The organism is Fibrella musci, assembly GCF_041321105.1.
Lineage (GTDB): Bacteria > Bacteroidota > Bacteroidia > Cytophagales > Spirosomataceae > Fibrella > Fibrella musci.
This window is the reverse complement of record NZ_JBGGWD010000012.1, coordinates 11,471-37,209: the sequence shown is the minus strand read 5'-3', so window position 1 is coordinate 37,209 and position 25,739 is coordinate 11,471. Positions and strand designations below refer to the sequence as shown.

The following is a 25,739-nucleotide window of genomic DNA, read 5'->3' as shown; positions in this document are numbered from 1 at the left end:
ATGGAGCAGCTGCTCACCCAGTTTAGCGAAGCCGACCTGCGATGGCGACTCGATAAACTACCCTACGAACGCGAGATCGTCTACGCCGATTACATTCAGCTCGACGCGCTCCTGCACCTGCAACAACCCCGAAGCCACTACCCCGACGAGGTTATCTTCATCACGTACCATCAAATTACCGAACTGTATTTCAAGCTGATCATTCAGGAAATCAAGCAATTGCTGGCGTTACCGGCCACGGCTGGCGAAACCTTTCTGGATAAGGTACGGCGCATTAATCGCTATTGTAAAAACCTGATTTACTCGTTCGACATTGTCATCGACGGCCTCGACCGGGTTCAGTTTGAACAGTTCAGGAAAGTGCTTGTGCCCGCCAGCGGGTTTCAGTCGCTTCAGTTTCGGCAAATCGAGCTTTACTCAACTTCGCTGATGGCCCTGACCAACGGCACCGTCACGGCCCCGGCCACGGTAGAGCAGCTGTTTGCCAGCTTGTACTGGAAACGCGGTGCTATCGACACCACCACGGGGCAGAAAGATCAATGCCTGGTCAATTTTGAGCAGGCCTACGATCAACTTCTCTACCGTCATGCGCTCAACTGCCAGGGCCAAAACATCTCGACGAGTTTCGAGAAATTTTACGATCAGCCCGAATACCCGCAGATCGTCGCCGAACTGCGCGACTACGATCAACTCTTTAACGTGGGCTGGAAAACGATCCACTACAAGGCTGCGCTGCGCCACCTGATGCGCAACGGCAACGCCGCCGCCGCTACTGGGGGCACCAACTGGCGGGCCTACCTGCCACCGCGTTTTCAGCGGATTTCATTTTTTTCCAGCCTTTGGCAGCAGGAAGAAGAAGCCGAGTGGGGAAAACTCTATGTTGAAAAGTACGTAACCCAGGCCGCCGCATGAAAACTGTTCGCACGATCAGCGTGCTGGGCGCGGGGCTGGTTGGCTCCCTGCTGGCACTGATGCTCTCCCGGCGTGGTTACGCGCTGTCGATCTACGAAAAACGCGCCGACAGCCGCCGCAAAAATACGCGGGGACGGTCGATTAACCTGGCGGTAAGCTGCCGTGCCTGGAAGGCCATCGAACAGGTGGGTCTCACCGATCAGGTACGTCCCATTGCCCTGCCGATGTATGGCCGTCAGATTCACCACCTCGACGGCACCGAGTCGTTTATGCCGTATGGCGGGGCCAACGAGGCGATTTACGCCGTGTCGCGGCAGCTGCTCAACGAAGTCTTGCTCAACGCCGTATCGGCCGACCCCAGCATCGCGCTGCACTTCGATACGCCCTGTCTGGAAGTTGATTTTGCCCGGTCTACGTTCACGGTGTGCCCGCCCGACGCGGCCCCCACGGCCTGCGCTACCGATCTGCTGATCGGGGCTGATGGCCTGAACTCGGTGCTTCGCAGCTACTATCCAACGCTCCCGGCATTTCAGCTCAATACTCGGCAGATTGCCCAAGCTTATAAAGAGCTGACCATTCCGGCTTCGGTGGCGGGGGAGTTCCAGCTTCAGCCCGATCGGCTACACATCTGGCCCCGGCAGCAGTTTATGATGATTGCCCTGCCCAATATCGACGGCAGCTTTACAGGTACGTTGTTTTTGCCATCGAAGGGGCCCGTTTCGTTCGACGCCTTGCAGACCGACGCGGCCATCGACGATTTTTTTGCGACGTACTTCGCCGACCTGATTCCGCTGGTGCCGACCCTCACGGCGCAATTCAACGAAAATCCCGTGTCGGCACTGATGTCGGTCGACTGCTACCCTTGGTGCTACCAGGACAAGGCCATGCTCGTGGGCGACGCCGCCCATGCGATTCTGCCCTTCTTCGGGCAGGGCATGAACGCGGGTTTTGAGGACTGCTCGACAATTATGGCCCTGCTTGACGACTGCGAAGGGGATTGGGCCTGCGTAATGGCTACCTATCAGCAGCAACGCAAACGTGATACCGACGCCATTGCGGCGCTCTCGCTCCAGAATTACGAAGAAATGCAGGCTAAAGTGGCCGACCCGCGCTTTTTGCTCCGCAAGCAGATCGACGCCAAGTTGACGCAGGAGTACCCCGACCGCTGGCGATCACTGTATGGCATGGTGTCGTTTAGCGATGTGCCCTACCATCAGGTAGTAAAAGTAGGCAAACAGCAAACAAACCTACTCGATCAGATCATGGCCACCGACAACATCGAGTCGGTTTGGCAGGAGCTCGATTACACGCCGCTGCTCATGAGCAAGCCGGTAGCCGAACTGGCGGTTTAGTGCTTTCCTAACAACTACACAATCGCAATCCCTTTTACTTATGAAAACTAAACTAGCAACCCTATGCCTGTTAATGGGCCTGAGCTGCTCGTGGGCTTTTGCCCAAAAACTGAACCTGACCGGCACCGTCAGCGGGGCCAACAAGGCGGGGGCCTACGCCACTGTCAAGCTCCTGAAAGCAGCCGACTCGGAGTTTGCCACCGGTACCCTGGCCGACGAAGAAGGCCGCTTCACATTAGACGCCGAAGCAGGTAGTTATGTGTTACAGATCTCAAAAATTGGCTTTGGCCTACTCACGACCCCTGCCTTTCAGTTGGAAGTCAATATGGTCTATAAAGACTCACTGGCGCTAACCGAAGAGGTGCAACAACTGAACAGTGTAACGATTGTTAAGAAGAAGCCCTACGTAGAAAACCATATCGACCGGGTGGTGCTCAATGTAGAGCAACGCAACGGTGTGGATGGGTTGAATACCATTGAGTTATTGCGTCAGGCCCCCGGCCTAACTGTTGACGGCGACGATAATATTCGGATGGGTGGTAAGTCGGGCGTCAATGTCTTTGTAAACGGGCGGGCGTTGCAGATGTCGCAGCAGGATTTGGCCACGTTCTTGAAATCGTTACAGGCCAATACCATTGCATCTATCGATCTGATCAGTAATCCGTCGGCTAAATACGATGCCGCTGGTAACGCGGGTATCATCGACATCAAGCTAAAACGGCAACCGAAGGCGGGGATTAATGGCAGCGTAACAGGTAGCTTTCTGCAAAGTGATCATGCCCGCTACAACGCTGGCACTGACCTAACTTTCAACGAAGGCCGGTGGACGCTCTTTGGCAACTACTCGTTTAACGGGGGGCGACAGTTTACGCGCTCGACTAACAACCGGCTATTCCGCACCACCAATGAACGCAACGATATGGTGGGGCTCGACGTGGAAAACTGGCGTACCTATAGCTACAAAGCAGGCGGCGAATACCGGCTGTCGAGCCGTCAGGTGGTTGGCTTTCAGGTGATGGGCAACGGCAGCAACGACTATTTCGACAATACGAATGAAGCACTGCTTTACCGGCAGCAGATACTCCAGGAAACCGCCCTGACCACGCGCTACGTACCTCACCATAAAACGCGCACTAACTACAACCTCAATTATCGCTACTCCGACACAACCGGGCTTGATTATAGCCTCGACGTGGACCTGTCGCCCTATACCAGCGTGGATGGTAATTACCTGATGAACGTACTGACGCAAACCGGGCAACCAAGTCAGCGGATTGATCGGCTAACCAACGATACCAACGGTGATATCGATATTTTCTCGACGAAAGGGGATCTCTCAAAAATGTGGAAACAGGCCAATACGAAGCTCGAAACGGGATTTAAAACAACCAGCGTGCGGTCGGTCAGTAACTTGCGTACGACCACCACGATGCAGGGCGAGGCCTTTATGGCCATGAACAATCAGTTTGTCTACAATGAGCATATCAGCGCCCTCTACGCCAACCTGAATCGCGGCTTTGGTAAGCTTAATGTGCAGGCTGGCTTACGTGCTGAGTATGCCCGTATCAAGGGTAAATCCACCACCAACGTTGATCTGGTGGGGACCGAGAAACCCGACACCAGCTATTTGAACCTGTTTCCGTCGGCGTTCGCGCAGTATCAGCTAGGGGAGGGCAAAACGCTCAGCATGGCCTATGGCCGTCGGATCGATCGTCCGTTTTATCAAGACCTCAATCCGTTTACTTATCAGGTCGATTTCTTCACGCAGGCCCGCGGTAACCCCTATATCCTGCCACAGTACACCAACAACGTCGAGCTGTCATACACCTATAAATACGCCAGCACCTTCAAGTTGAGCTACAGCCATACCAACAGCCTGTTTTCGCAGATCCGTGAGCAGTCAGGTACGTTGATCTATGACATTACGCGCAATGTGGGCTACCAACGCAACCTGACGCTGAGCTTTAGCAGCCCCATCAACGTGACCAAATGGTGGAGCGGCTACCTCTATGTGGGGGCGTTCTACAACTATTTCAAAGGACAGCTGCCTCAGAGTACGCTCGATGTCGGTCGCTTTGGTGGGACGCTCTACTGGGGTAACACCATGAAACTCTCGAAGAAATCGGAGTTTGAGATTGGTGGCTGGTACAACTCGCCCTCGCAGGAAACGCAGTTCCGTACCCGCAGCTTAGGTAGCCTCGACATGAGCTATAAATACATGATGCTGAACAACCGAGCCAATCTGAAAGTGGGCCTGTACGATGTGCTGAACACCCAACGCTGGGCCACCGAATTAATTTCGGATTCATTCACGATTCAGTCGTACCGTAAGTGGGAAAGCCGCCGGGTCTTCCTGAGCCTGACCTATACCTTCAACCGGGGCAAGGTGCAGGAAGTCAACGCACGGGAGTCGGGCGCTGAAAGCGAACGCCGCCGGATTCGGAATAAAGACCACTGATACGCCCAACCGGCCATGAAAATTGTTCACACGTTCTGGTCCTGTAACCTGGCTACCGTCGAGGAACTGCTCAACCACCCCGCCGGGTGGCGCGAAAGCAAATTCCACTACATGAGCTGGGCGCTGAGTTGCCTACTGGCCCGTCGCCACTATGCCGAGGTGGAACTGGTTACCGACGAGGTCGGTAAGGAATTGCTCGTCGACCGGCTGAAGCTACCATACACCAGCGTGAAGGTCGCCCTCGATGGTACCATGACCACGTACCCGCAAACCCTGTGGGCCCTGCCGAAGCTGGTGAGCTACCAGCTTCAGCAGGAACCCTTCCTACATATCGATGGCGATGTGTTCCTGCACAAACCACTGGCCCCGCGCATCACCACGGCAACGCTGGTGAGCCAAAACATTGAGGTCAATTTCCCGATCTATCACGAAGCCATCGAGGCTATTGAGTCGCACTTCAGGTACGTACCTGACAGCATCAGGGCCAATCGGCAGACTACTCCGCAGCTGAGCGCGTCCAACACCGGTTTATTTGGGGGAACCAACTACGGCTTCATCAGCACCTATGTACGTGAGGCGAAGCACTTCATTGACCAGAACAAAGCGCACTGGGATAAAGTCAATTCGGTCTATTTCAACTGTGTATTTGAACAGCACCTGCTCTATTGCCTGGCGGCACAACACCGGCTGCCAATCACGTACCTGCTGAATCCCGTCGACACATTTGACGAGTACGGGCCCATTGCCCGCTACATGGGCAAGAGCAACGAACTGGGCTATAGTCATCCCGTAGGGCCATTTAAACAAAGCCCGCTGGGTTGCAAATACGTGGCCAAGGGACTAGCACGTGTTTCGCCCGACTATTACCGAAGGATCAGCAAATTATACCCCGAACCGGCCTCCCGCTGGTGGCCTATCTGGTGGTCCTACAAACAAGCTGCCGCTACGCTATGACCGTCACCGATATTTTTCTGCAACTACGGCAGGCAGGTGCCAACCTTAGCCTGAAGGGCGACGCGCTGCACCTAAGCGCGCTGCCCAACACGTTGCCAGCCAGTTTGTTGCAGGCCGTCCGGACGCAAAAGGTAGCTTTGGTTGAGCACCTGAGCCAGCCGAAGGAACAGGGGCCTGGCCCGCTGACGCCCAGTTGGCAGGATGCGGCGGGAATTTACTATCCAGTGCATCCGGTGTTGGAGCGAGAATGGCTGCTGTTTCGGCTAAAAGAAAATGGTAATTTTTTCAATATCCAGTTGGTCGTTGAGGTCGAAGACCTGAAAAAACCATTGCTGGAAGCCGTTATTCGCCATCTGGTTGCTCGCCATGAGAGTCTCCGAACTTGTCTGCGGGTGGTGGCGGGAACGCTGCGGCAACTGATCGTAGAGCCGGGCCAAATCGGGCCGCTACCCATCGATTACCGCCTGCTCCCCGAGGGTCCCACGAGCTTCCCAACCTGGGTAGAATGGTGCCGTCAGGCAAACGAAACGGCGTTCGACCTTGAACGGGCGCCGCTGTTTCGGGTGCTGTGCGGCCAACAGACAGACGGCCGCTCTAAACTCTGCCTGACCATTCACCACGCCATTGCCGACAACGAATCGACACAACTCCTGAAGCAGGAAATGGCGCAGGTGTATGCCAGCCTGTTACGGCAGGAGCCCGTTGGGCTTCCCCCGGTGATCGAGCATTACAAAGACTACATCCATCGTCGGTTATGGCGTGCATCGCAACGCAAATCCTACTGGCTCAGACTACTCAGGCAGGGCCTGCCCGAGTTGACGCTTGGCGCGTTGCCCGCCGCCCGCCCGGCTGACCAATACGAGACAATCCACGCCAGTATCAATCGGCTGGGTATTGGCCCGGCTCGCTGGGTAAGAGAATTGGTGCGGCGTGTTGATACCCCCGACGGTGGCGAATTCAAAACCTGCTTCGACCAAGCCACGCTCGATCGGTTGCACGTCTACTGCCGCGCCTGGCAGGTTGAGTTTCCGGCCTTGTTGGGTACGTTGTTCAGCCTAGCCCTGCGCCAGACGGTTGGGCAGCAGCGGGTCGTGTATGACGTACCCATGATCGACCGCGATCCGCACCGCAACGCTCACACAATTGGCTGGCTCACCTGTGGCATTTACTGCCCCGTGGACATCGACGAAACGCAGCCGCTGGGCAAAGAAGTCGTTCGGGTTCAGGCGATCATGCAGGAAGGCATTGACAACGGCGGCGTCGATATGACCAGTCTGCTCGATGAAGTTGGCTTACCCGAGGCCCAAATTCCCTCGATGCTATTAAACTGCCTCCGGTTTTCGGGCGCCAGCCTACCCGAAGCCCGCCAGCAAACCACCCACAAGACCGGCGGCCTCATCGCCTACTTCGATCTGTTCCTGATGATCGGCCAGTTTGATAATGCGCTGGAATGGATTACCATCTACCGCACGGATCGGGCCTCGGCGGCCGTCATCGAGCAGTTGCATGCGAGTCTAGCCAGCCTGCTCGCGGCGCTGCCCGGCCCGCAAGAACATACCTGCACGGCTGCCGACCTGATGGGCCGAACAGCGACCTACACCCGGTAGCCTGCTGAGGCATGGCGCTCTGCCTACTAATAGAACCTATATAATGCTGATAATACGTCGATTACGTAAAACGAGATATAAATAAATAGTAGCTATGAAAACCAGTCAGACAACATCCTGCCGGCCCTACAGGGCCAGTGTTATTATACCAACCTATAACCGACGCGACCTGCTCAACCACACCTTGCAGACGCTCGTAAAGCAAACCCTATCACAGACCGACTTTGAGGTAATTGTGGCTGACGACGGCTCCTCCGACGATACGTTTGCGCTGGTGCAGCACTATCAGCAAACTGGGCAGTTAGCCATCCGCTATTGTTGGCAGCCCGATCTGGGTTACCGGCCCGGTTCGGCTCGGAATATGGGTATCCTGTTGGCCCAGAGTGAATTATGTATCTTAATCGACTCCGGGGTTTTGCTTGCGCCCGATGCCGTCGAACAGCACATCCGCATGCACACCCTGGCCGAACGGCCCCTGGCTCTGATCGGGTATGTGTACGGCTTTGAACAGTTCGATACGCACGGGGATGAACTCAAACGCCTGATCAACCCCGGTGATATGGCTCATACAATCAGCTTGTTGCAGCAATCGGGGGACTTCGCCGATATCCGTGAAGCGTATTACCAGCAGTACAACGACGACCTGATCGACTTGCCAGCGCCCTGGATTTTCTTCTGGACATGCCACGTTTCGGCCCGGCGCCAAGACTTCATCAATGCGGGGCTGTTTGATGTTGGCTTCGACGGTATCTGGGGTTGCGAAGACAACGACATGGCCATTGGCCTGCAAGAAGCTGGTACTACGATCGTACTAAACCGGCAGGCTATCGGCGTGCATCATCCGCACGATAAAGGCTCTGAAGAGAAGTTTCGGCTATCGCACCAGAACCGGGTTTATCTGCACCAGAAGCGCAATACCTACGCGACGTATCTGTTGCAGAAAGCCGTTGGCGAAGAATGTAGTGACCTGAACGAACGCATCCTGACAATGCCCCTCGTCGCACCCCGTACGGTAGCCACCACCCCTGCAAAAGCCGCCCTTTATGAAACCGTATAAGCTACTAGTCTGGCTGCTGCCCACCGTGGCGCTGGCGCTGGCGCTCAACACGCCGATCATGCACCTGCCACCCCTTGGTGCTTTTCTAAGCCCGCAGGAAGGGTTCTGGCGTAACGAAGAAACGAGTGGCCAAACCGAGCTGGCTACCCCTCTGGCTGGCAACCTAACGCAGCCCGTCGATGTCACCGTCGATTCTGCGCAGGTATGTCACATTTTTGCCAAAAACAACCACGACCTGTACTTCATGCAGGGCTATCTGACGGCCCGAGACCGGCTTTGGCAGATGGAGTTCCAGGCGCTGGCAGCAGCGGGTCGGCTGGCCGAAATAGTAGGAGATGGGGTGCTGGAGATGGACCTGTCGCAACGCCGAACAGGCCTCACCAAAAGCGCTGAACTGACGATGCGCCAACTGAGCCGAAACCCCGAAGCGATGGCAGAACTAGAGGCTTATGCCAGTGGCGTAAATGCCTACATCGCCACGTTGCGCAAATGTGATCTGCCGGTCGAATACAAGCTGCTTGATTACCAGCCCGAACCCTGGACACCGATCAAGAGTGTGCTGTTGATGAAGCAGATGGCCCTGATGCTCTGCGGAGAATCGGACGATCTGCGTATGACCAATATCATGAAGAAAGTTGGGCTGGCGCAAACCGAAAACCTGTTTCCCAACCGACCTTATCAGGATTCGCCCATTATCGTTGGGCCCCAGGAACGTACCCAGCCGCCCATCCGGGTGGCGCAGGGAAAGAACAAGGCATGGGATGCGCTGGTCAGCACCCGCTCCGAGCCCGAACGGGTTGCGGGGCTAGGCTCCAACAACTGGGTTGTGGGAGGAAGTAAAACGCAGAACGGAAAACCCATCCTGGCCAACGACCCGCATCTGTACCTTGGCTTGCCGTCGGTTTGGTATGAGGTGCAGCTGGTCAACCCAACAAACAAGCTCAACGTCTATGGTGTCTCGCTGCCGGGTATTCCGTATGTCATTATCGGGTTCAACCAATCGGCCGCTTGGGGCGTCACTAACGCCGAAGCCGATGTGGCCGACTGGTATAAAATCGAGTTCAACGACGCCCGCAAGACGGCTTACCGCTACGGTGGTGGCTGGCGACCCGTTGAACGTCGGGTCGAAGCGATACGAGTACGGGGTGGGGGCATGGTTTATGACACCGTTTGCTACACTCACCACGGCCCCGTACGCCAATATGAGGGCGAACCGACAACCGCCACCAGTGGCTACGCCTTTCGTTGGGTAGGCCACGAGCCATCAGCCGATCTACTGTGCTTCAAGCACCTGAACACCGCCGCTAACCTGACCGATTTTCAGCACGCACTGTCGGGGTACGGGTCACCCGCGATGAACTTTATCTTTGCCTCGAGCCAGAATGACATCGCCATCTGGGTCAACGGGCAGTTTCCGTTACGCTGGGCGGGGCAGGGTAAATACCTGCTCGACGGCAGCGATCCGTCGCACGATTGGCAGGGCTTTATTCCGTTTGACCAAAACCCGCACCAGAAAAACCCTGGCAAAGGCTACCTGTTTTCGGCCAACCAGTCGCCCGTCGATCAGAGCTACCCCTACTACCTGAGCTGGCAATACGCACCCTCCGAACGGGCTCGTCGCCTCGATCAGCGGCTGAGGCAGATGAACCACGTGACCATTGACAGCATGCAGCGCCTGCAAACTGATGTCTTCAACGTACGGGCCTACGACGTGCTGCCGCTACTACTTAATCAGCTCGATGCCGGTGCGCTGAGCCCGCAGCAACGCAAAGCCTACGACATGCTCACGAAGTGGTCGTACCAGAACACCACCAACGCCGTGGAGCCCGCCATTTTTCAGGAATGGATGTGGCGCTTTACCGACGCCGTCTGGAAAGACGAGTTTGCAGGCGAAGGCACACAGGCCATGCGGTACCCGTCATTCGATCGCACGCTGCACATGATCCGACATGAACCCACGTCGCCCTGGTTCGATAATCAGACAACGCCCAAGACGCGCGAAACCCTGACCGACGCCGCCCGGCTGTCGTTTTCGATGGCCATCGACTCTATGGTAAAATACATTGGTCCCATCGATGAAAAATGGGCCTGGTACCGCTACAAATCGACGTCGATTCGGCATCCTATCCCTGGCCTCGACGCCTTCAGCCGACAGACGCTGAAGATTGGCGGAGGCGATAATATCATCAATGCGGTCGGGAAAAACTGGGGACCTTCGTGGCGAATGGTGGTCGAAGTGGGGCCGGAGCCGAAAGCCTATGGGATATATCCGGGGGGGCAGTCGGGCAATCCGGGCAGTACCCATTACGACGACATGCTACCTAACTGGCAAACCGGGCAATTGCGCCCGTTACGCTACCTGACCTCGGCGATCCAGCCATCGTTGCGAACGTTCCGGTTCGAGTAAGCGGGCCTAAAACGCACAGTGCGTCTGGCGCGGCGGCGTGGATGAGGCTAGCAAAAGCCCGTCTACGCCGCCGCGCCAGACGCACTGTGCGTTTTAGGATAGCCCAAAATCAACCCGCCTAAATCCCTCCGTTCGCCGGGTTTGTATGACCAAAGGGGGGTGGTTGTCCTTTTTTATTGGGCTCTTTTCTAGGCTAACCTACATTCGATCAATCAATTACGGACGGCCATTTCTCGCTCTACTCTTATGAACCTTCGTGCTACATCGACCCGACTCATTCTGGCTACGCTGGGCCTCTGGATAGGCTTCCAGGGAATGCTACCCTGGTGGTCGGCCCTGCTGGCGGCCGTCCTGATCGGCTACGCCACCACTACCGCTCGTGCAGCCACGGGCCTGATTGCCGCCCTGACTATCGGCCTGATCTGGCTGGCTACCGCCGTCTGGCACTACGCACCGTCCAACGGCATCCTGACGGGCCGTATCGGCGAGTTGCTGCACGTAGGTGGCACACCCGGTGTCTTCGTTGTCGTGGGCGCGCTGGGTATGTTACTGGGTTTTCTAGGCGGCATGGTCGGTTACGAAACCCGCCTCCTGACCCACCTATTTAGCAAACCTGTAACGCGCTGAACGGTCCAATGAAAGCATCTGTCATTATTCCGACGTATAACCGGGCCAATATTCTGGCGCACACGTTGCACTCGCTCACGCAGCAGCAGCTAGCTACCGGGCAGTCTATGGAAGTGCTTGTGGTCGACGATGGATCGGCCGATCACACCGAGGCCGTGGTCGATTTGTTTAGTCAACAGTTGCCTTTAACGTACCTGTGGCAGGACGATCGCGGTAACCGTACGGGCGAGGCGCGCAATAAGGCAATTGACCGAGCTACCGGCGACATCGCCGTATTTGTCGACTCGGGCATGCTGCTGGCGTCGGACTGCGTTACCGCGCATCTGGCAACGTACTTGCGCCACCCCGAGCCCTTGGCTGTAGTGGGCTATGCCTATGGTTTTGAGCAGTTTAATGAGCTGGATGCCGCTCTTTGGCAGCATGTCGACGTGGACAACCCCGACCAGACCATCCGGCGGTTTCGCAACATGCCCGCTTTCGGCGACATGCGCGACACTTGCTATACCCGCTGCAACGATCAGATCGATCAGCTACCGGCCCCGTGGGTGTTTTACTGGACCTGCAATGTCTCGGCCCGCCTGACCGATCTGCGGGAGGTGGGGTGTTTTGACCTCGATTACGATCAGTCGTGGGGGTTTGAAGACATTGATCTGGCCTATCGGCTTCAGCTGGCGGGCGTTCGAATTGTCCTCAATCGGAACGCGATGGCGGTGCACCTGCCCCACGCCAAAGAAGACGACGCCTTCAAGCTACAGTCGCAAACTCGCAATGCGCGGCAGTTTCATCAAAAATACAACTCGCTACAGTCTAGGCTTTACTTGGAAACCAACCTGATGGATTTCAACGACTACCTCATTGGGAAAGGGGTTGGAAAAAATCAGCCTGCTTTACTGTCCCTATGAAGACGATGCTCAACACCCTTCACATCACGTGCCCGGATGTACACCTGCGGGAGCATACGGAAGAAGACCTGTTTTCGCTCCACAGCGTGTTATCAGACCCGACCGTGATGCGGTTTGCGGCCATTGAGCAGAGCAAGAGCATCGAAGACACACAATATCATCTGGAAAGAATGATCAGCGAGGCGCAAAACCCCGACCGGCAGAACTTCTACCTAGCCGCGGGGCTGGGTAAAGCCAACCACATCGGAATTGGTGGTCTGAGCATCACGCGGAAAAACCAGACGGGCGGCATCGCCGAAATTGGCTATTACCTGAAAGAGAAATACTGGCACCGGGGCTACGCCACACAGATTGCCCAGGGGCTGATCAATTTCGGCTTCAAAAACTTGGGCATTCATAAAGTTGTCGCCTCATGCAGCGTCAACAACATGGCGTCGGTGAAGGTGTTGCAGAAGTGCAACATGAAGCTGGAAAGCGTTGTCCGCGCTGACCGCTACGAAGGAGGTGCCTGGGTCGACTCCTTGTCATTCAGTATTCTAAAAGATGAATGGCTTGACATGCACGCATAAACCTACTGCCATGAACATGACCTTTACTTTACTCGACAAACTGGCCCAGCATGCCACCCAGACGCCCAACAAACGCGCCTACAGCTTCGAGACAGCGTCGCCTGGTGGCCTCACTAGTTTGACGTTCGGCGATCTGCACCGGCGGGCAATGGCAGTGGGGCTGCAACTCGCCACCCTCGACGATACCAACCTACTGCTGATGTTTCCGGCTGGTCTTGAGTTTATCGTTGCGTTTCTGGGTTGCCTATATGCTGGTAAAGTGGCGGTGCCGCTGCCAGTGCCCAGCACCCGCGATAAACACAACCGGATCGGGCCTGTGGTGAATGACGCCGCCACGCGCACCGTGCTGACCAACGCCGCGGTAATCCAGGCCTGCGCCGACACTAACCGGCTGGCCGAACTTGACAGCCGCGACCTCCGCTTTCTGGATATCCAGACGCTTCAGGAAACGGCTCCAACGGCATCTGCCGACTACGAACGTACCCAGCACCGGGCTTTTCTGCAATACACCTCCGGCTCGACCGGAACACCGAAAGGTGTGATGGTGACGCGCCGTAACCTCGACGCAAACCTGGCCGATCTGGCCGAAAACGCCGGATTCGACTCAACCTGTACCATGGTTACCTGGCTGCCGATGTTTCACGACATGGGGCTGGTGGCGGGTATTATGCTCCCGATGTATTGTGGCGCTACCTGCGTGGTGATGTCACCCCTCGATTTTATGGTGAGCCCGATGAAATGGCTGATGGCTATCACCACCTCGCGCGGCACGCACTCAGTGGCTCCCAATTTTGCCTTCGACCTATGTCTGGCCAAAATCACCGATGAGCAGCTTGGCCAACTCGATTTGAGCAGCCTGCGGTATCTAGGCAACTGCGCCGAGCCTGTTCGGGATACAACACTGGTACAGTTCAACGAGCGCTTTGCCAAAGCCTATTTGCCCGCCAATGTCCTGAAACCCGGCTACGGTATGGCCGAAACAACCCTGAAAATAACCGCCACGCACCGTAATGAAGCCTATCAGCTACTGCGGGTCAATAGCCGGGAGCTGGCCCAGAACACGATCACCTTGGCTACCTCTAACGACTCGGACAGCGTCCGGCTGGTTGGCTGCGGGCGTGTACCGGAGCACACGCAGGTACGTATCGTTGACCCCGCCACGCTGGCCGTCTGTTCCGACGATCAGGTGGGCGAAATCTGGGTAAAATCCGATTCGGTGGCCGAAGGCTATTTCAACAACCCGATCGTAAGCCAACAACTATTTGGTGCCTATTGCGGCGAACCGCAGGAGGGTCCCTTTCTGCGTACGGGCGATCTGGGCTTCCTGCACCGCAACCAGTTGTTTGTGACGGGACGGCTGAAAGACATGATGAAGATTAGGGGGCGGAGCCTCTATCCGCAAGACCTGGAATGGACGAGCCAGGCTGTATCGCCCCACCTGAAGTCAGCGGCGGTCTTTCTGACCGACAAAGCGCAGCCGGGTGTCTGCATCGTGCAGGAAGTGGCGCTCAACCGGGTCCGGCCCGACGACTACGACGCCCTGACGGTGAGCATTCAACAGGCTGTGGCACAGATGCACGGCGTAGAGGTCGATCAGGTGGTTTTGTTGAAAAGCGGGGTGGCCCCTAAAACGTCGAGCGGTAAAATTCGCCGCGACGCCTGCCGGACCCGCCTGCTCAACGACGAGCTGGAGGTGGTCTACCGGCGTTGGTTTACGACCCAGCCCCAACCCACGACTCACGGCCTGCTGATGGTGTCGTCGCCGTCCGTTGCGGTAGCCCCCGTTCTGCTGGCGGCCGTCCGGGCCATGTCGGGTCTCGATACCCTCACCGACGATCAACTCCTCGATCAGTCGATTTATAAACTCGGGATCGACTCGCTGTCGGCCGTTAGGCTGTTGCACCGTCTCGAAGATCAGCTTCAACGCCCCATTCCGGCGGAATGGCTGCTGGCGAGCCCCACCATCCGGGCCTTCTGCCAGCAACTTACCGACCAGCCCGAAGCCCAGCCGATAGCCTGATTACCCGATAGATAGTAGCGTTTTTAGATAGCGATAGATAGTCGTTCGATTAAGAAAATGGTATCCGAAAAACAATCAACCGAGCTGTCTGTAGCGCCGGGTTTTGCCCTGACAGCCGGCCAGCAAGCCTTATTATTTATTCAGCAACGCTATCCCCGGCACGGTGCCTATAACGAAGGCTTTGCGCTGCGCATCGCCGCTACCTTGTCGGCCGGGCAGTTGACCACCGCTCTACAACGGCTGATGGACCGTCACCCGGCCCTCGGCACGGTCTTCCAGATCGAAGCGGGCAACTGGTCGCAACGGATGGCCGCCGCCCAACGCAACTGGCACTTTATTGAAGCTGCCCAGTGGACCGACGGGCAGTTGCTCGCCCACCTCAACGCTGCCCATAACGAACCATACCGCCTGGAAACCGACGGGGCTTTCCGCGCCATAGCCTACCAGCGCCCCACCGAAACGGTGTTGTTGCTGGGCGTTCACCACATTATCGGCGACGGATGGTCGATGAGCCTGCTGCTGACCGATTTACTTCAGTTGCTGACGACGCCTGACGCCCTCGCACCCAATCCTGTAACGTACCTGGATTTTCAGCGCGATCAGTACAAAACGCAGCAGAGCGAACGCGGTATGCAGGCTCAGGCATACTGGGAAACCCAACTGACAAACCTGCCCAGCCTTGATCTGCCGACGGATCGCCCCGCTCATAACGAGCAGCCGGGGCGGGCTGCACAGGTAGTGTGCAACGTACCTGCCGACGTATATCGGCAACTGGGCCAGTTTGCGCCGGCGTTGGGCATTTCTAAAATGGCCGTGCTGCTGGGCACGTATCAACTTGCTCTCCACGTCTTCACCGGGCAAGACGATGTGGTAGTGGGTTTTCCGGTCGCCAACCGCCTGCAACGCCGGTTTGCCAACCTGGTTGGGTACGTGACAAACCCGCTGCTGAATCGCTCGCTATACGTACCTGGCGATACGGTAAGTACGTACCTGCAACAACAGCACACCCAGCTGACCAGGGCGCTGATCCAGCAGGCATTTCCGCTGGCCGATACGCAAGCTCAATCACGCTACCAGACCTTTTTTAGCTACCTGCGGCCCGATGCCGACTCCGTAGCCGAGCAACTCCTGCTCAATCCTGGCCAAGGCTACACAGTAGGTACGTTGCCAATTGAAACCATCGCCCTTATCCGGCACCACACTCAGTTTCCGCTGGCATTCGATTGCCTGGAAACAACGGGGCAGTTGACGTGCCGGGTTACCTATGATGCCAATCAGTTTGAACAGACTACCATCGAAAGTCTGCTGGGTACGTTCATCCAATTGCTTACGCAAGTGGTGGCCCAGCCCGAGAGCCCATTGGCGCAACTCGATCTGCTCTCGCCTGATGAGCAAACGGCCATGCTGGCGATGAGCAGCGGTCCCGGTCGAACCTATCCGACCGACCGGCTTTTTGGCGACTTATTCACGCAGCAGGCCCGGCAAACGCCCGATGCCATCGCGGTGCGCTGCGGCGATCGTGAACTGACCTACCAGCAGCTCGATAGGCTGACCGATCAACTGGCTAGCTTCCTGCACCATCAGGCCGGTATCGGGGCGGGGCAGGTTGTCGGGCTATTGCTCGACCGCTCCGAATGGTTGCTGGTGGGCCTGATCGGTATTCTGAAAGCGGGCGGGACGTACCTGCCCATCGATCCCGAATTGCCCGAGACACGGATTGCCTGGCTGGCCGAACAGACACAGTTTTTGCTGACCGATACCAACAACTACACTCTACCTGCCACTGTCCGTTCGTTGGCTCTCACCAACACTGCTGACTGGCAGACCGGTCCCCCAATGACAGGTACGTTGACGACGGCTTTGCCCGACGACGTAGCCTACCAGATTTACACCTCCGGCTCAACCGGGACACCCAAAGGGGTGATGGTGCAGCACAAAGGCCTGATCAATCATTTGTTCTCGCGCATCGACGCCTTCGCCCTGACGGCCGACAGCCGGGTGGTACAAAGTGCGTCGCATAGCTTCGATATTTCGATCTGGCAGTCGCTGGCGGCGTTGCTGGCGGGGGGAACCACGCTGGTGTACCCTCGTTCGCTGGTGTTGCAGCCCAACCAGTTTCTGGCGCAACTGGCCATCGACCGGGCTACAGTGTTGCAGGTGGTGCCAACGTACCTGGCCGAACTGCTCCATCACCTGCCCAAACTAGCCGACACGCTCGATTTCTCGGCCCTGACCTGGGTAGCGACGATCGGCGAAGAACTGGCCTACGGATTGGCCGAACGCTGCCTGAACCAATGGCCGCAAGCTCAACTGGTAAACACCTATGGCCCAACCGAAGCCGCTGATACAGTATCGCAGGCCTACATCACCGCCCTCCCCGCTAGTCGCCGGATTCCGATCGGGCAGCCCATTCCAAACACCAGCCTGTATGTGCTGACGGCGGCAGGTCAACTCTGCCCGGTGGGTGCCAAAGGCGAGTTGTACATCGCCGGTATGGGCGTCGGGCCGGGTTACCGCAACGCCCCCGATCAAACGGCTGCGGCTTTTGTGTCGAATCCGTTTAGCCGCCTGTTTCCGCGCATGTACCGTACCGGCGATCTGGCCCGTTGGCTTCCTGATGGCACGCTGGAATTTCACGGACGGGCCGATCATCAGGTAAAAATTCGGGGTCACCGGATCGAACTGGGTGAGATCGAACAGGTGTTGCAGCGGCTCGATGCCGTGAATCAGGCGGCGGTGGTTGTTCGGACCAATGCCCAAGGCGAAAAAATCCTGTGCGCTTATGTGGTCGCTACGACCGATGCTGTTGAACCCGATCAGATTCGGCAACACCTACGCGATCAATTGCCTGCCTACATGGTGCCTTCAGTTGTAGAACTGCTGGCGCACATGCCTCTGACGACCAGCGGGAAGATCGACCGGAAGGCTTTGCCCACGCCGTCCACCCTCAACCTCAGCAACAGCAACCGGCGGGTGCTCCCCCAAAACGATACCGAAGCCCGGCTGCTGAGCATCTGGCAGGACGTGCTGCGGCAAACCGACATTGGCCTCGACGACGATTTCTTTGCCCTCGGTGGTCATTCCATCAACGCCCTGGCTGTTGTAGCAAGGTTGCGCGACGCGTTCGATCGGCAGGCCGAACTAGCCGATTTGTACCAGTACCCAACCATCGCCCAGCTGGCCCAATGCCTGCTACAAAACCAGTTGGCCGAAACGCTGTCTCTATTGCCCACGCCTCGTACGGGGCGCTATCCGGTCACCGAGGCGCAGCGTAAGTTATGGCTGGCCTGCCAGGCAACCACCAACGCGCAGTTGTATAACATGCCTGGCTTCTACAAGCTGACCGGGCCGCTCGATAGTCTTGCGCTGCAACAGGCGTTTGGCTGGGTTGTGGCCCGTCACGAAAGCATGCGTACGGTATTTAGCTTTGATGGTACAACCCTCTGGCAGCACCTGCAACCCGCTTCTGAGCAGTTCATCATTGACGACATTGTAGCCCAGAATCAGGCTGCTTTTGAAGCCCAGCTAGCCAGCACGGCCTTCGATCTAGCTACCGGTCCGCTCTATCGGGTTGGGCTCTGGCGCGAAACCGACCAATGCCACTGGTTGGGTATTGTGTTGCACCATACCATTGCCGATGGGGGTTCGGCCAACGTGCTCTGGAATGATCTGGCGCACGCCTACAACGCCTTTTACCAACAGCAGACGCCGTCAAAAGCGCCGCTGGCTATTCAATATTCTGACGTAGCCGTGTGGCTCAACGACACCCGGAATCAGGCGCGCGAAGCCGATAATCTACACTATTGGCAGACCCGGTTTGCCGATGAAGTACCCCAATTGGCCCTATCGGTTCGTCAGCCACGCACCACTGAAGCCACCCAGCCCGGTCGGCGGGTGAGCCTCGCCCTGGATTCAGCGCTGACGACGGCTATCCGGCAGTTGGCGGCTAACCAGCATGTGTCGGTCTTTACGGTGCTGGGCGCGGCACTCAATGCGCTTTTCTACAAGTATACCGGGCAAACCGACATCGTTATCGGAGCACCCGTGTCGACGCGCACCCAGGTCGAATTGCTCGATCAGGTTGGATTGTATCAGCGGGTAGTGCCTCTGCGCACGACGTTCAGCGACAACCACACGATAGCCGATCTGATCGCCTCTTTTAGCGACACTGTGGCCAACGCCGTTCAGCATCAACACATCTCGTATGAACTGCTGGTGAGTGAATTACGGCAACAGGGTCGCTTGGCCGGTCACGACCTATTCGATGTTGTTGTCTCGTACGAAGTGCAGACGCCCGGCGACATCACCACCCTACACAACCTCACGGTGACGGCTCATGAGCCCGACCATACGCTGTCGGCCAAATACGCGCTGGACCTTTTCTTCACAGAACAACCCGACCAGATCGTGTATACCTGTGTGTACAACGAAGCGCAGTTCGATGACTGGTATATCGAGCAACTGAACCGGCATCTGCTACGGCTGCTCAACCACTTAACGGGCACTGAACAATCAACAACCCGTCTGGCTGACCTGTCGGTGCTATCGGCCGCCGACGTAACCTGGCTCAGCCAGACAGTGAATGCCAACACGGAGCCTTACGACCTGACTATTGACTACCCGACGCGGTTTGCCGAACAGGTGCAGCAAACGCCCGACGCCATCGCAGTTCGTTGTGAAGGCCGCACCTTGACTTACCAGCAACTCGATCGGCTGACCGACCAGCTGGCCACGTACCTGATGGCTGAGGTTTCGCCCGGGCCCGGTCAGGTGATTGGCGTCCTGACCCGCCGCACCGAAAACCTGATCATCAGCTGGCTGGCGGTGTTAAAAACAGGCGGCGCTTTTCTGATGCTGGCCAAAACCCTGCCTACCGACCGGCTCCAGTTTATGGTGCAGGATGCCGACTGCCGGGCTATTATCACCGATGAGTTGCTTAATCCGGCGCTGGATCTGAACGTACCTGTGATGCTGATGGCCGATGCGCCGAAACAGACCACACCGATGCAGTCCATCGGGACGGACACCAACCGGCAGGCGTATGTGATCTACACCTCTGGCTCAACGGGTAAGCCCAAGGGCGTGGGTATTTCAATGCGCAGTCTGGTCAATTTCACGCTGAATCTGAACAAACATACTCTCGACGGCAACCGCTATCCCGCCGTACTGCTGTCGCCCGTTGCCTTCGATGGAAGCCTGATCAGCATGCTGGGTACGTTGCTGCGTGGCGACGATATCACCCTATACCCCGACGAGCTGACCGTCGACAACATGCTGAAAGCGGCGTTCGCGACCGATTCAGTCGCCCGGATGACGTTCCTGACGCCGTCGCACGTGGCCTTGTTGCCGCACCTTTCGATCTCGCAAACGCAGATGGCCTGCGTCGTTCTGGGTGGCGAACAGGTGAAAGCCGAGCACGTGGACATGCTGCGGCAGCTTAACCCAGCCATGGAGATTCGGGTGATTTATGGACCAACCGAAACCACTATTGGGTGCAGCATTGAGCGGGTCGCCGACACGTACCCACCCCGTCTGCCTATCGGTACGCCCGATGCAAACTGTCGGTTGTTTGTGCTGGATCGCCAGCAGCAATTGGTGCCCATGGGCGTACCCGGCGAACTGTATATCGGTGGTGCGCAAGTTGGGTTAGGGTACCTGAATCGGCCAGAACTGAATCGGGAGCGCTTCGTGCAGCTACCCCATCTGGATGGTGGTATGTGCTACCGGACAGGCGACAACGTGCGGTGGACACCCGACGGAAAACTGCTGTTCATGGGTCGTAATGACGAGCAGATCAAACTGTTTGGCCAACGGCTCGAACCCGCCGAAATCGAATATCAACTGACCCAACTCGATACCATTACGCAGGCGTTCGTGACGCTGTACCAGGCCGAAACGCGCCCGATGCTGGTTGCCTACCTGCAAACCGACCAGCCCAACCGCTGGACTGAAGCCGATGCCAAGGCCGCCTTGCGCCAGACCTTACCGGCCTACATGGTGCCAACCCGGTTGGTGTTCCTGTCGGCCTTCCCGCTGACGATCAACGGTAAGATCGACAAACGGCAGCTACCTGCGCCGGTTCTGGACGTGACGCCAGCCACCGACCAGACGGATGCCGAGCTAATGACGAAAGAACAGTTGTTGCTACAGGCCTGTGCCGACGTGCTGGGTCGCCCGGTAACGCTTAACGACGAATTTTTCCTGGTCGGTGGCGACTCCATCGGGGCGATTCAGATCATCTCACGGCTGAAAGCGGCGGGGTATCGCCTCACCGTGCAGGCGCTGTTTGAAGGCAGTACCCTCCGCCGGATTGCGCAGGCGATCGATCCCGAACAGGCATCGGCTGCGCTGTTATCCGCCGTGGGAGACGCACCGCTATCGCCTATACAACGTCATTTTTTTACGACGGCAACCGCCAAACCCGAGCATTTCTGCCAGACAGTCCTGCTCAAAACGGCCGATCGGCTGGATACTGCCCGGCTAGAAAACGCTCTCAACGCCCTGCTCGATCAGCACGATGCGCTACGCATGACCTATCAACCAGCGACTGATGGGCAATGGCAACAAAACTGCCCGGCGGCTGGCGTGCGCATCACCGTCGATACGTATTCGTTTGAAGAACACATTGCGCCCTGGCAGGGGATTGATCGGGTGGTGAATCACCTGGTCGCCGCCTTTGATCTCGGCACGGGCCCATTGATGAAGGCCGTTGTGTTTCGCCTCGCCGATGCCGATTACCTGTTCTGGGCCATCCATCACCTGGTTGTCGATGGCGTTTCGTGGCGGATTCTTACCGACCAATTGGCCAATCTGTATGGTAATTCAGGGTATTCGCTGCCTGCCAAAACGGCTTCGTATCGGCAGTGGACAACCGAACTGGCGCAGTATACCCACACCGCGGCGTTTGCCAGCGACCGTGCCTATTGGCAAGCTCTGGCGGATCAACAAAAGAGGACCTCAGACCCCGTTAAGGCGGCTCAAGCGGGCTGGTATGACGCCACTCGGCAACTCAGCATCGAGGCGACGCAGACGCTGCTGACATCAGCCAAAAGCCAGTATGGTGCTGGTGTCGATAGCCTGCTGCTGACGGCGCTGCAACTGGCGCTGCCGGCTGACGACCTGTTCCAACGTGGCATCGTCGACATGGAACGACACGGCCGCGACGCGCTAACGGCGGTAGGAGGGGCTGATGTGTCGGGCACAGTAGGCTGGTTTACGCAGCTGTTTCCCGTGGTGCTGCCCGCATCGGTATCGGTTGACCTGGGCCAACAGGTGACAGTGGTGGCAGAAGCCGTAAGCGCGGCTGCGCAGCATGCAACCGGGTTTCTGGCACTTCGGCAAACCGACCCGTCGCTCGTTACGCTGCAAGCCCCTGTGCTCGTCAACTACCTGGGTCAACTCGATCAGCCTACCCAGACCAGCTGGACAGCAATCGATGCCTACACGCAGACCTATCAACACGACGCCGACGCCTTTCCGTATGCACTGGTGGTGAACGGCGCCGTGCTGAATGGCCAACTCCGGCTACAATGCCTCGCCAATCGCGATGTGCTGGCCCCTGCCGACGCCGACCAACTGGCCGACCGGCTGACGGCGGCCTTCGAGCAACTGCTGGCCGGTGTAGTAGCCAAAACCGATTCTACCGAAACCGCGACGGAATGGCCACTGTCGCCGGGTCAGCAGCGGATGTGGTTTATCGACCAATACGAGAAAGAAACGGTCAGTGCCTACAACCTGCCCCACGCGGTGACGTTGCGCGGCCAATTGAATCGTTCTGTTTTTGAGCAGGCGCTGGGCCAACTGGTGGCCCGCCATGACGCCCTGCGAACCAACATCTGCATGAAGGGCCCACAGCCGGTGCAGGTGGTGACGCCCGCCGACAGTTTTGCCCTGCCTTTTGCCTGGCTGGATGTGCGGCTGGCCGAAAACCCATGGGAGGCCGCCTGCCAACTGGCCAATGAAGAAGCGCGTCGCCCCTTCAAACTGGCGACCGACTCGCTCGTGCAGGTGCGGCTGATTCAGTTCGACGTCGATGCTTACCTGCTGGTCAATGTGATTCACCATATCATGGCCGATGGTTGGTCGTTGCAGTTGCTTTATCAGGAACTGATGACCGTCTATAACGCGCTGCTGGCCAACCGCGTGCCCGTTTTGCCCGCGTTGACGTCGACCTACGGGCAGTTTGCCCGCTGGCAACAACAATACCTGCAAACCGACGCCTGCCTGGCCGACCGCGCTTACTGGAAAGCACAACTGGCGGGCGAACTCGTGCCGCTACAACTACCCACCGATGCCCCCCGGCCGCGCTACAAAACCTACAATAGCCAGAATCTGGACTGGGTCGTCAATGAGGCCGTAAGCACGCAGGTAAATCACTATCGGCAGCAGACTAAATCGAGTCTGTTCAGCACGCTGTTTGCGGCGATTGGCGTGTTGCTCCACCGCTACAGCAATCAGGAGGATTTGGTGATTGGCACGCCGGTTACGTACCGCGAACAACCGGGTCTGCAACAGCAGGTGGGCCTTTTCCTGAATACGCTGCCCATCCGGCTTAACACAAGCGAGACCGACAGCTTCACGCAGGTACATCAGCAGGTACGTCGGCGGTTGCTGGAAGGCTACGAGCATCAGCTGTATCCGCTCGAGCAGATCGTTGATGACGTGCAGGCCAGCCGCGACATGAGTCGCTCGCCGCTGTTCGACGTGATGATCGCGTCGGAAGATTTCCGGTTGGCCAGCGACACCGGCGAACGCACCTTCGAGGGCCTGACCGCCGTGCCCCATCCGATGACGTTTTCGGCCAACAAGTTCGACCTGAGCTTTTACCTGAAAGAAACCGATGGGCAACTGGTCATCAGCATTGGCTACAACACTGATTTGTTTGGGCAAGACCGCATCGAACGCATGGCCCGTCATCTGGAAACGATCCTGGATCGCCTGACCGACGCCCCCGACGCCCCCATTGCCAGCTTCGATTACCTGACCTATGCCGAGTACAAGGCGCTGGTGATCGATTTCAACCAGACGGAGGTACCGTACCCAACCGGCCAGACCTTGCACCAGATGGTCGAAGAAAGCGTAGCCAAACACACCGACCGGGTTGCCTTGCGGCTGTTCGATAAAACACTCACGTATGGCCAGCTCAACCAACAGGCCAACCAACTGGCGCACCATCTGATTGAATCGGGGTTGCCCAGCGGCGCCAACGTGGGCCTGATCGCCGAGCGCGACTTTGGGATGATCGTGGGCATGCTGGCAATTCTGAAAGCCGGTGGGGCCTACGTACCCATCGACCCGACGTACCCCGCCGACCGCCAGGCCTACATTCTGCAAAACGCGGCCGTGACAACCCTGGTGACTGATCGGCCCGCCGAAGCTCCCGCCGTTGAGCAACCGCTGACCATCGTACCGCTGACCGAATCGGCCTATGTAACATACCCAGCCAGCAACCCGAATCGCCCTAAATCGGCGCAGGATCTGGCCTATATTATTCATACCTCCGGTTCGTCGGGGCGACCTAAAGGCGTTATGATCGAGCACCATTCGGCGGTCAATCTGGTGCGTTGGGTGAACTGCTACGCTAACATCAGCGCCGCCGATAAGCTGTTGTTTGTTACGTCGATGTGCTTCGATCTGTCGGTATATGACATCTTCGGCATGCTGGCCGCCGGTGGTGAACTGGTCATTACCCCGACTGATACCCTGTTGAAACCCAGCCTGCTGGCCGACTACCTGCAACAGACCGGCGTGACCTTCTGGGACTCGGTGCCGACCACGTTCTACCAACTGCTAACGTACCTGGAAGCCAACGCTCCCAGCTACCAGCAACTGGCCCTGCGGACGGTGTTCCTCAGCGGCGACTGGATTCCGGTCAGCATTCCGGGGCAACTGCCGCCGTTTTTCCCCAACGCCCGGCTCACTAGCCTTGGTGGCGCAACAGAGGGCACGGTCTGGTCGAATTTTTACCCGGTCATGGCGCCCAATCCCAACTGGGTTAGCATTCCTTACGGCAAACCTCTCGATAACAATTTCTTCTACATCCTCGACGCGCAACTCAACCCGGTGCCCGAGGGCGTCGTGGGCGATCTGTACATCGGTGGGGTAGGGGTGGCTGCCGGGTACGTCAACGATGTGGCCAAAACCGAAGCCGCCTTCATGCCCGACCCGTTCAACCAGCAGTTGGGAGGCCGCATGTACCGCACTGGCGATCTGGGCCGTATGATGCCCGACGGCAACATGGAGTTTTTGGGCCGGAAAGATCAGCAGGTAAAAATTAAAGGCTACCGCATTGAGATTGGCGAGATCGAAACCGTGCTCAGCCAGCATCCGCAGGTTCGGGAGGTGGCCGTGCTGGCTAAAGCCGACCCCGCCGGGCAAAAACAACTGGTGGCGTTTGTGGCCGCGCACCAAGCCGTCGATGCCGGCGAGCTGGGTACGTTCCTGCGGCAGACCTTGCCAGCCTATATGATTCCGGCGCAGTTTGTGTCCATCGACACTCTGCCGCTCAATACCAACGGAAAAATTGACCGCAAAGCACTGGCCGAACGCCGTATCGACGAGGTACTGGCCGATACGGCGTACGTAGCTCCGCAAACGACGCATCAACAACAGCTTGCCGAGTTACTGGAATCCATTATCGGCACGCCGCAACTGGGTATCCAGACCAATCTGTTTACAGTTGGCCTCGATTCGCTGAAAGCCGTGCAGGTGTACGACCGCATCCAGCACACCTTCGGGAAGACGATCGAAATCCGTGAATTATTCAGCCAGCCTACCATTGCTGAACTAGCCCTTTTACTCGAACAAACGCCTGCCTCGGGTGCCGAAACTGCACAGACACCCGCCGATATCGTACTAGAATTCTAAGAAGTTCA

General features: G+C 57.4%; 12 protein-coding genes. All 12 read left to right on the top strand.

What is annotated here, in order from left to right; translation table 11 throughout:
- On the top strand, positions 1 to 912 hold the full coding sequence (locus ACAW74_RS28430) for a tryptophan 2,3-dioxygenase family protein (RefSeq protein ID WP_370701607.1): 912 nt from the start codon (positions 1 to 3) through the stop codon (positions 910 to 912).
- Positions 909 to 2,264 carry an FAD-dependent oxidoreductase gene (locus tag ACAW74_RS28425; protein ID WP_370701606.1) on the top strand — a complete coding sequence of 452 codons (1,356 nt, stop codon included), beginning with the start codon at positions 909 to 911 and terminating at the stop codon, positions 2,262 to 2,264. The genes ACAW74_RS28430 and ACAW74_RS28425 overlap by 4 nt, the downstream gene beginning before the upstream one ends.
- A 40-nt stretch (positions 2,265 to 2,304) precedes the next feature.
- Positions 2,305 to 4,722, top strand: a complete 2,418-nt coding sequence (locus ACAW74_RS28420) for an outer membrane beta-barrel protein (protein WP_370701605.1) — start codon at positions 2,305 to 2,307, stop codon at positions 4,720 to 4,722.
- A 15-nt stretch (positions 4,723 to 4,737) separates the two neighbouring features.
- A complete protein-coding gene (locus ACAW74_RS28415; RefSeq protein WP_370701604.1) occupies positions 4,738 to 5,676 on the top strand; it encodes a DUF6734 family protein in 939 nt (312 codons plus the stop codon).
- Positions 5,673 to 7,283 (top strand): condensation domain-containing protein, encoded by a 1,611-nt coding sequence (locus ACAW74_RS28410; protein WP_370701603.1) that lies wholly within the window; start codon positions 5,673 to 5,675, stop codon positions 7,281 to 7,283. Before ACAW74_RS28415 ends, ACAW74_RS28410 begins: the two co-directional genes overlap by 4 nt.
- 94 nt (positions 7,284 to 7,377) lie before the next feature.
- Positions 7,378 to 8,340: a glycosyltransferase gene (locus ACAW74_RS28405; RefSeq protein ID WP_370701602.1), complete on the top strand. Its 963-nt coding sequence runs from the start codon at positions 7,378 to 7,380 to the stop codon at positions 8,338 to 8,340.
- Positions 8,327 to 10,747: a penicillin acylase family protein gene (locus tag ACAW74_RS28400; RefSeq protein ID WP_370701601.1), complete on the top strand. Its 2,421-nt coding sequence runs from the start codon at positions 8,327 to 8,329 to the stop codon at positions 10,745 to 10,747. Before ACAW74_RS28405 ends, ACAW74_RS28400 begins: the two co-directional genes overlap by 14 nt.
- A gap of 246 nt (positions 10,748 to 10,993) precedes the next feature.
- On the top strand, positions 10,994 to 11,374 hold the full coding sequence (locus ACAW74_RS28395; RefSeq protein WP_370701600.1) for a hypothetical protein: 381 nt from the start codon (positions 10,994 to 10,996) through the stop codon (positions 11,372 to 11,374).
- A gap of 8 nt (positions 11,375 to 11,382) precedes the next feature.
- Entirely contained in the window at positions 11,383 to 12,276 is an 894-nt protein-coding gene (locus ACAW74_RS28390; RefSeq protein WP_370701599.1) for a glycosyltransferase family 2 protein, read from the top strand.
- Positions 12,273 to 12,845 (top strand): GNAT family N-acetyltransferase, encoded by a 573-nt coding sequence (locus ACAW74_RS28385; protein WP_370701598.1) that lies wholly within the window; start codon positions 12,273 to 12,275, stop codon positions 12,843 to 12,845. The genes ACAW74_RS28390 and ACAW74_RS28385 overlap by 4 nt, the downstream gene beginning before the upstream one ends.
- A gap of 16 nt (positions 12,846 to 12,861) precedes the next feature.
- A complete protein-coding gene (locus ACAW74_RS28380) occupies positions 12,862 to 14,865 on the top strand; it encodes an AMP-binding protein (RefSeq protein ID WP_370701597.1) in 2,004 nt (667 codons plus the stop codon).
- Positions 14,866 to 14,922: 57 nt separating this feature from the next.
- Entirely contained in the window at positions 14,923 to 25,731 is a 10,809-nt protein-coding gene (locus ACAW74_RS28375) for a non-ribosomal peptide synthetase (protein ID WP_370701596.1), read from the top strand.
- The last annotated feature ends 8 nt before the right edge of the window (positions 25,732 to 25,739 follow it).

Excerpts from the sequence above, each read along its gene's own strand:
- ACAW74_RS28400 (WP_370701601.1), top strand. The coding sequence starts at position 8,327 with ATGAAACCGTATAAGCTACTAGTCTGGCTGCTGCCCACCGTGGCGCTG.
- ACAW74_RS28430 (WP_370701607.1), top strand. The coding sequence starts at position 1 with ATGGAGCAGCTGCTCACCCAGTTTAGCGAAGCCGACCTGCGATGGCGA.
- ACAW74_RS28385 (WP_370701598.1), top strand. The coding sequence starts at position 12,273 with ATGAAGACGATGCTCAACACCCTTCACATCACGTGCCCGGATGTACAC.
- ACAW74_RS28380 (WP_370701597.1), top strand. The coding sequence starts at position 12,862 with ATGACCTTTACTTTACTCGACAAACTGGCCCAGCATGCCACCCAGACG.
- ACAW74_RS28410 (WP_370701603.1), top strand. The coding sequence starts at position 5,673 with ATGACCGTCACCGATATTTTTCTGCAACTACGGCAGGCAGGTGCCAAC.
- ACAW74_RS28415 (WP_370701604.1), top strand. The coding sequence starts at position 4,738 with ATGAAAATTGTTCACACGTTCTGGTCCTGTAACCTGGCTACCGTCGAG.
- ACAW74_RS28395 (WP_370701600.1), top strand. The coding sequence starts at position 10,994 with ATGAACCTTCGTGCTACATCGACCCGACTCATTCTGGCTACGCTGGGC.
- ACAW74_RS28420 (WP_370701605.1), top strand. The coding sequence starts at position 2,305 with ATGAAAACTAAACTAGCAACCCTATGCCTGTTAATGGGCCTGAGCTGC.
- ACAW74_RS28375 (WP_370701596.1), top strand. The coding sequence starts at position 14,923 with ATGGTATCCGAAAAACAATCAACCGAGCTGTCTGTAGCGCCGGGTTTT.
- ACAW74_RS28425 (WP_370701606.1), top strand. The coding sequence starts at position 909 with ATGAAAACTGTTCGCACGATCAGCGTGCTGGGCGCGGGGCTGGTTGGC.
- ACAW74_RS28405 (WP_370701602.1), top strand. The coding sequence starts at position 7,378 with ATGAAAACCAGTCAGACAACATCCTGCCGGCCCTACAGGGCCAGTGTT.
- ACAW74_RS28390 (WP_370701599.1), top strand. The coding sequence starts at position 11,383 with ATGAAAGCATCTGTCATTATTCCGACGTATAACCGGGCCAATATTCTG.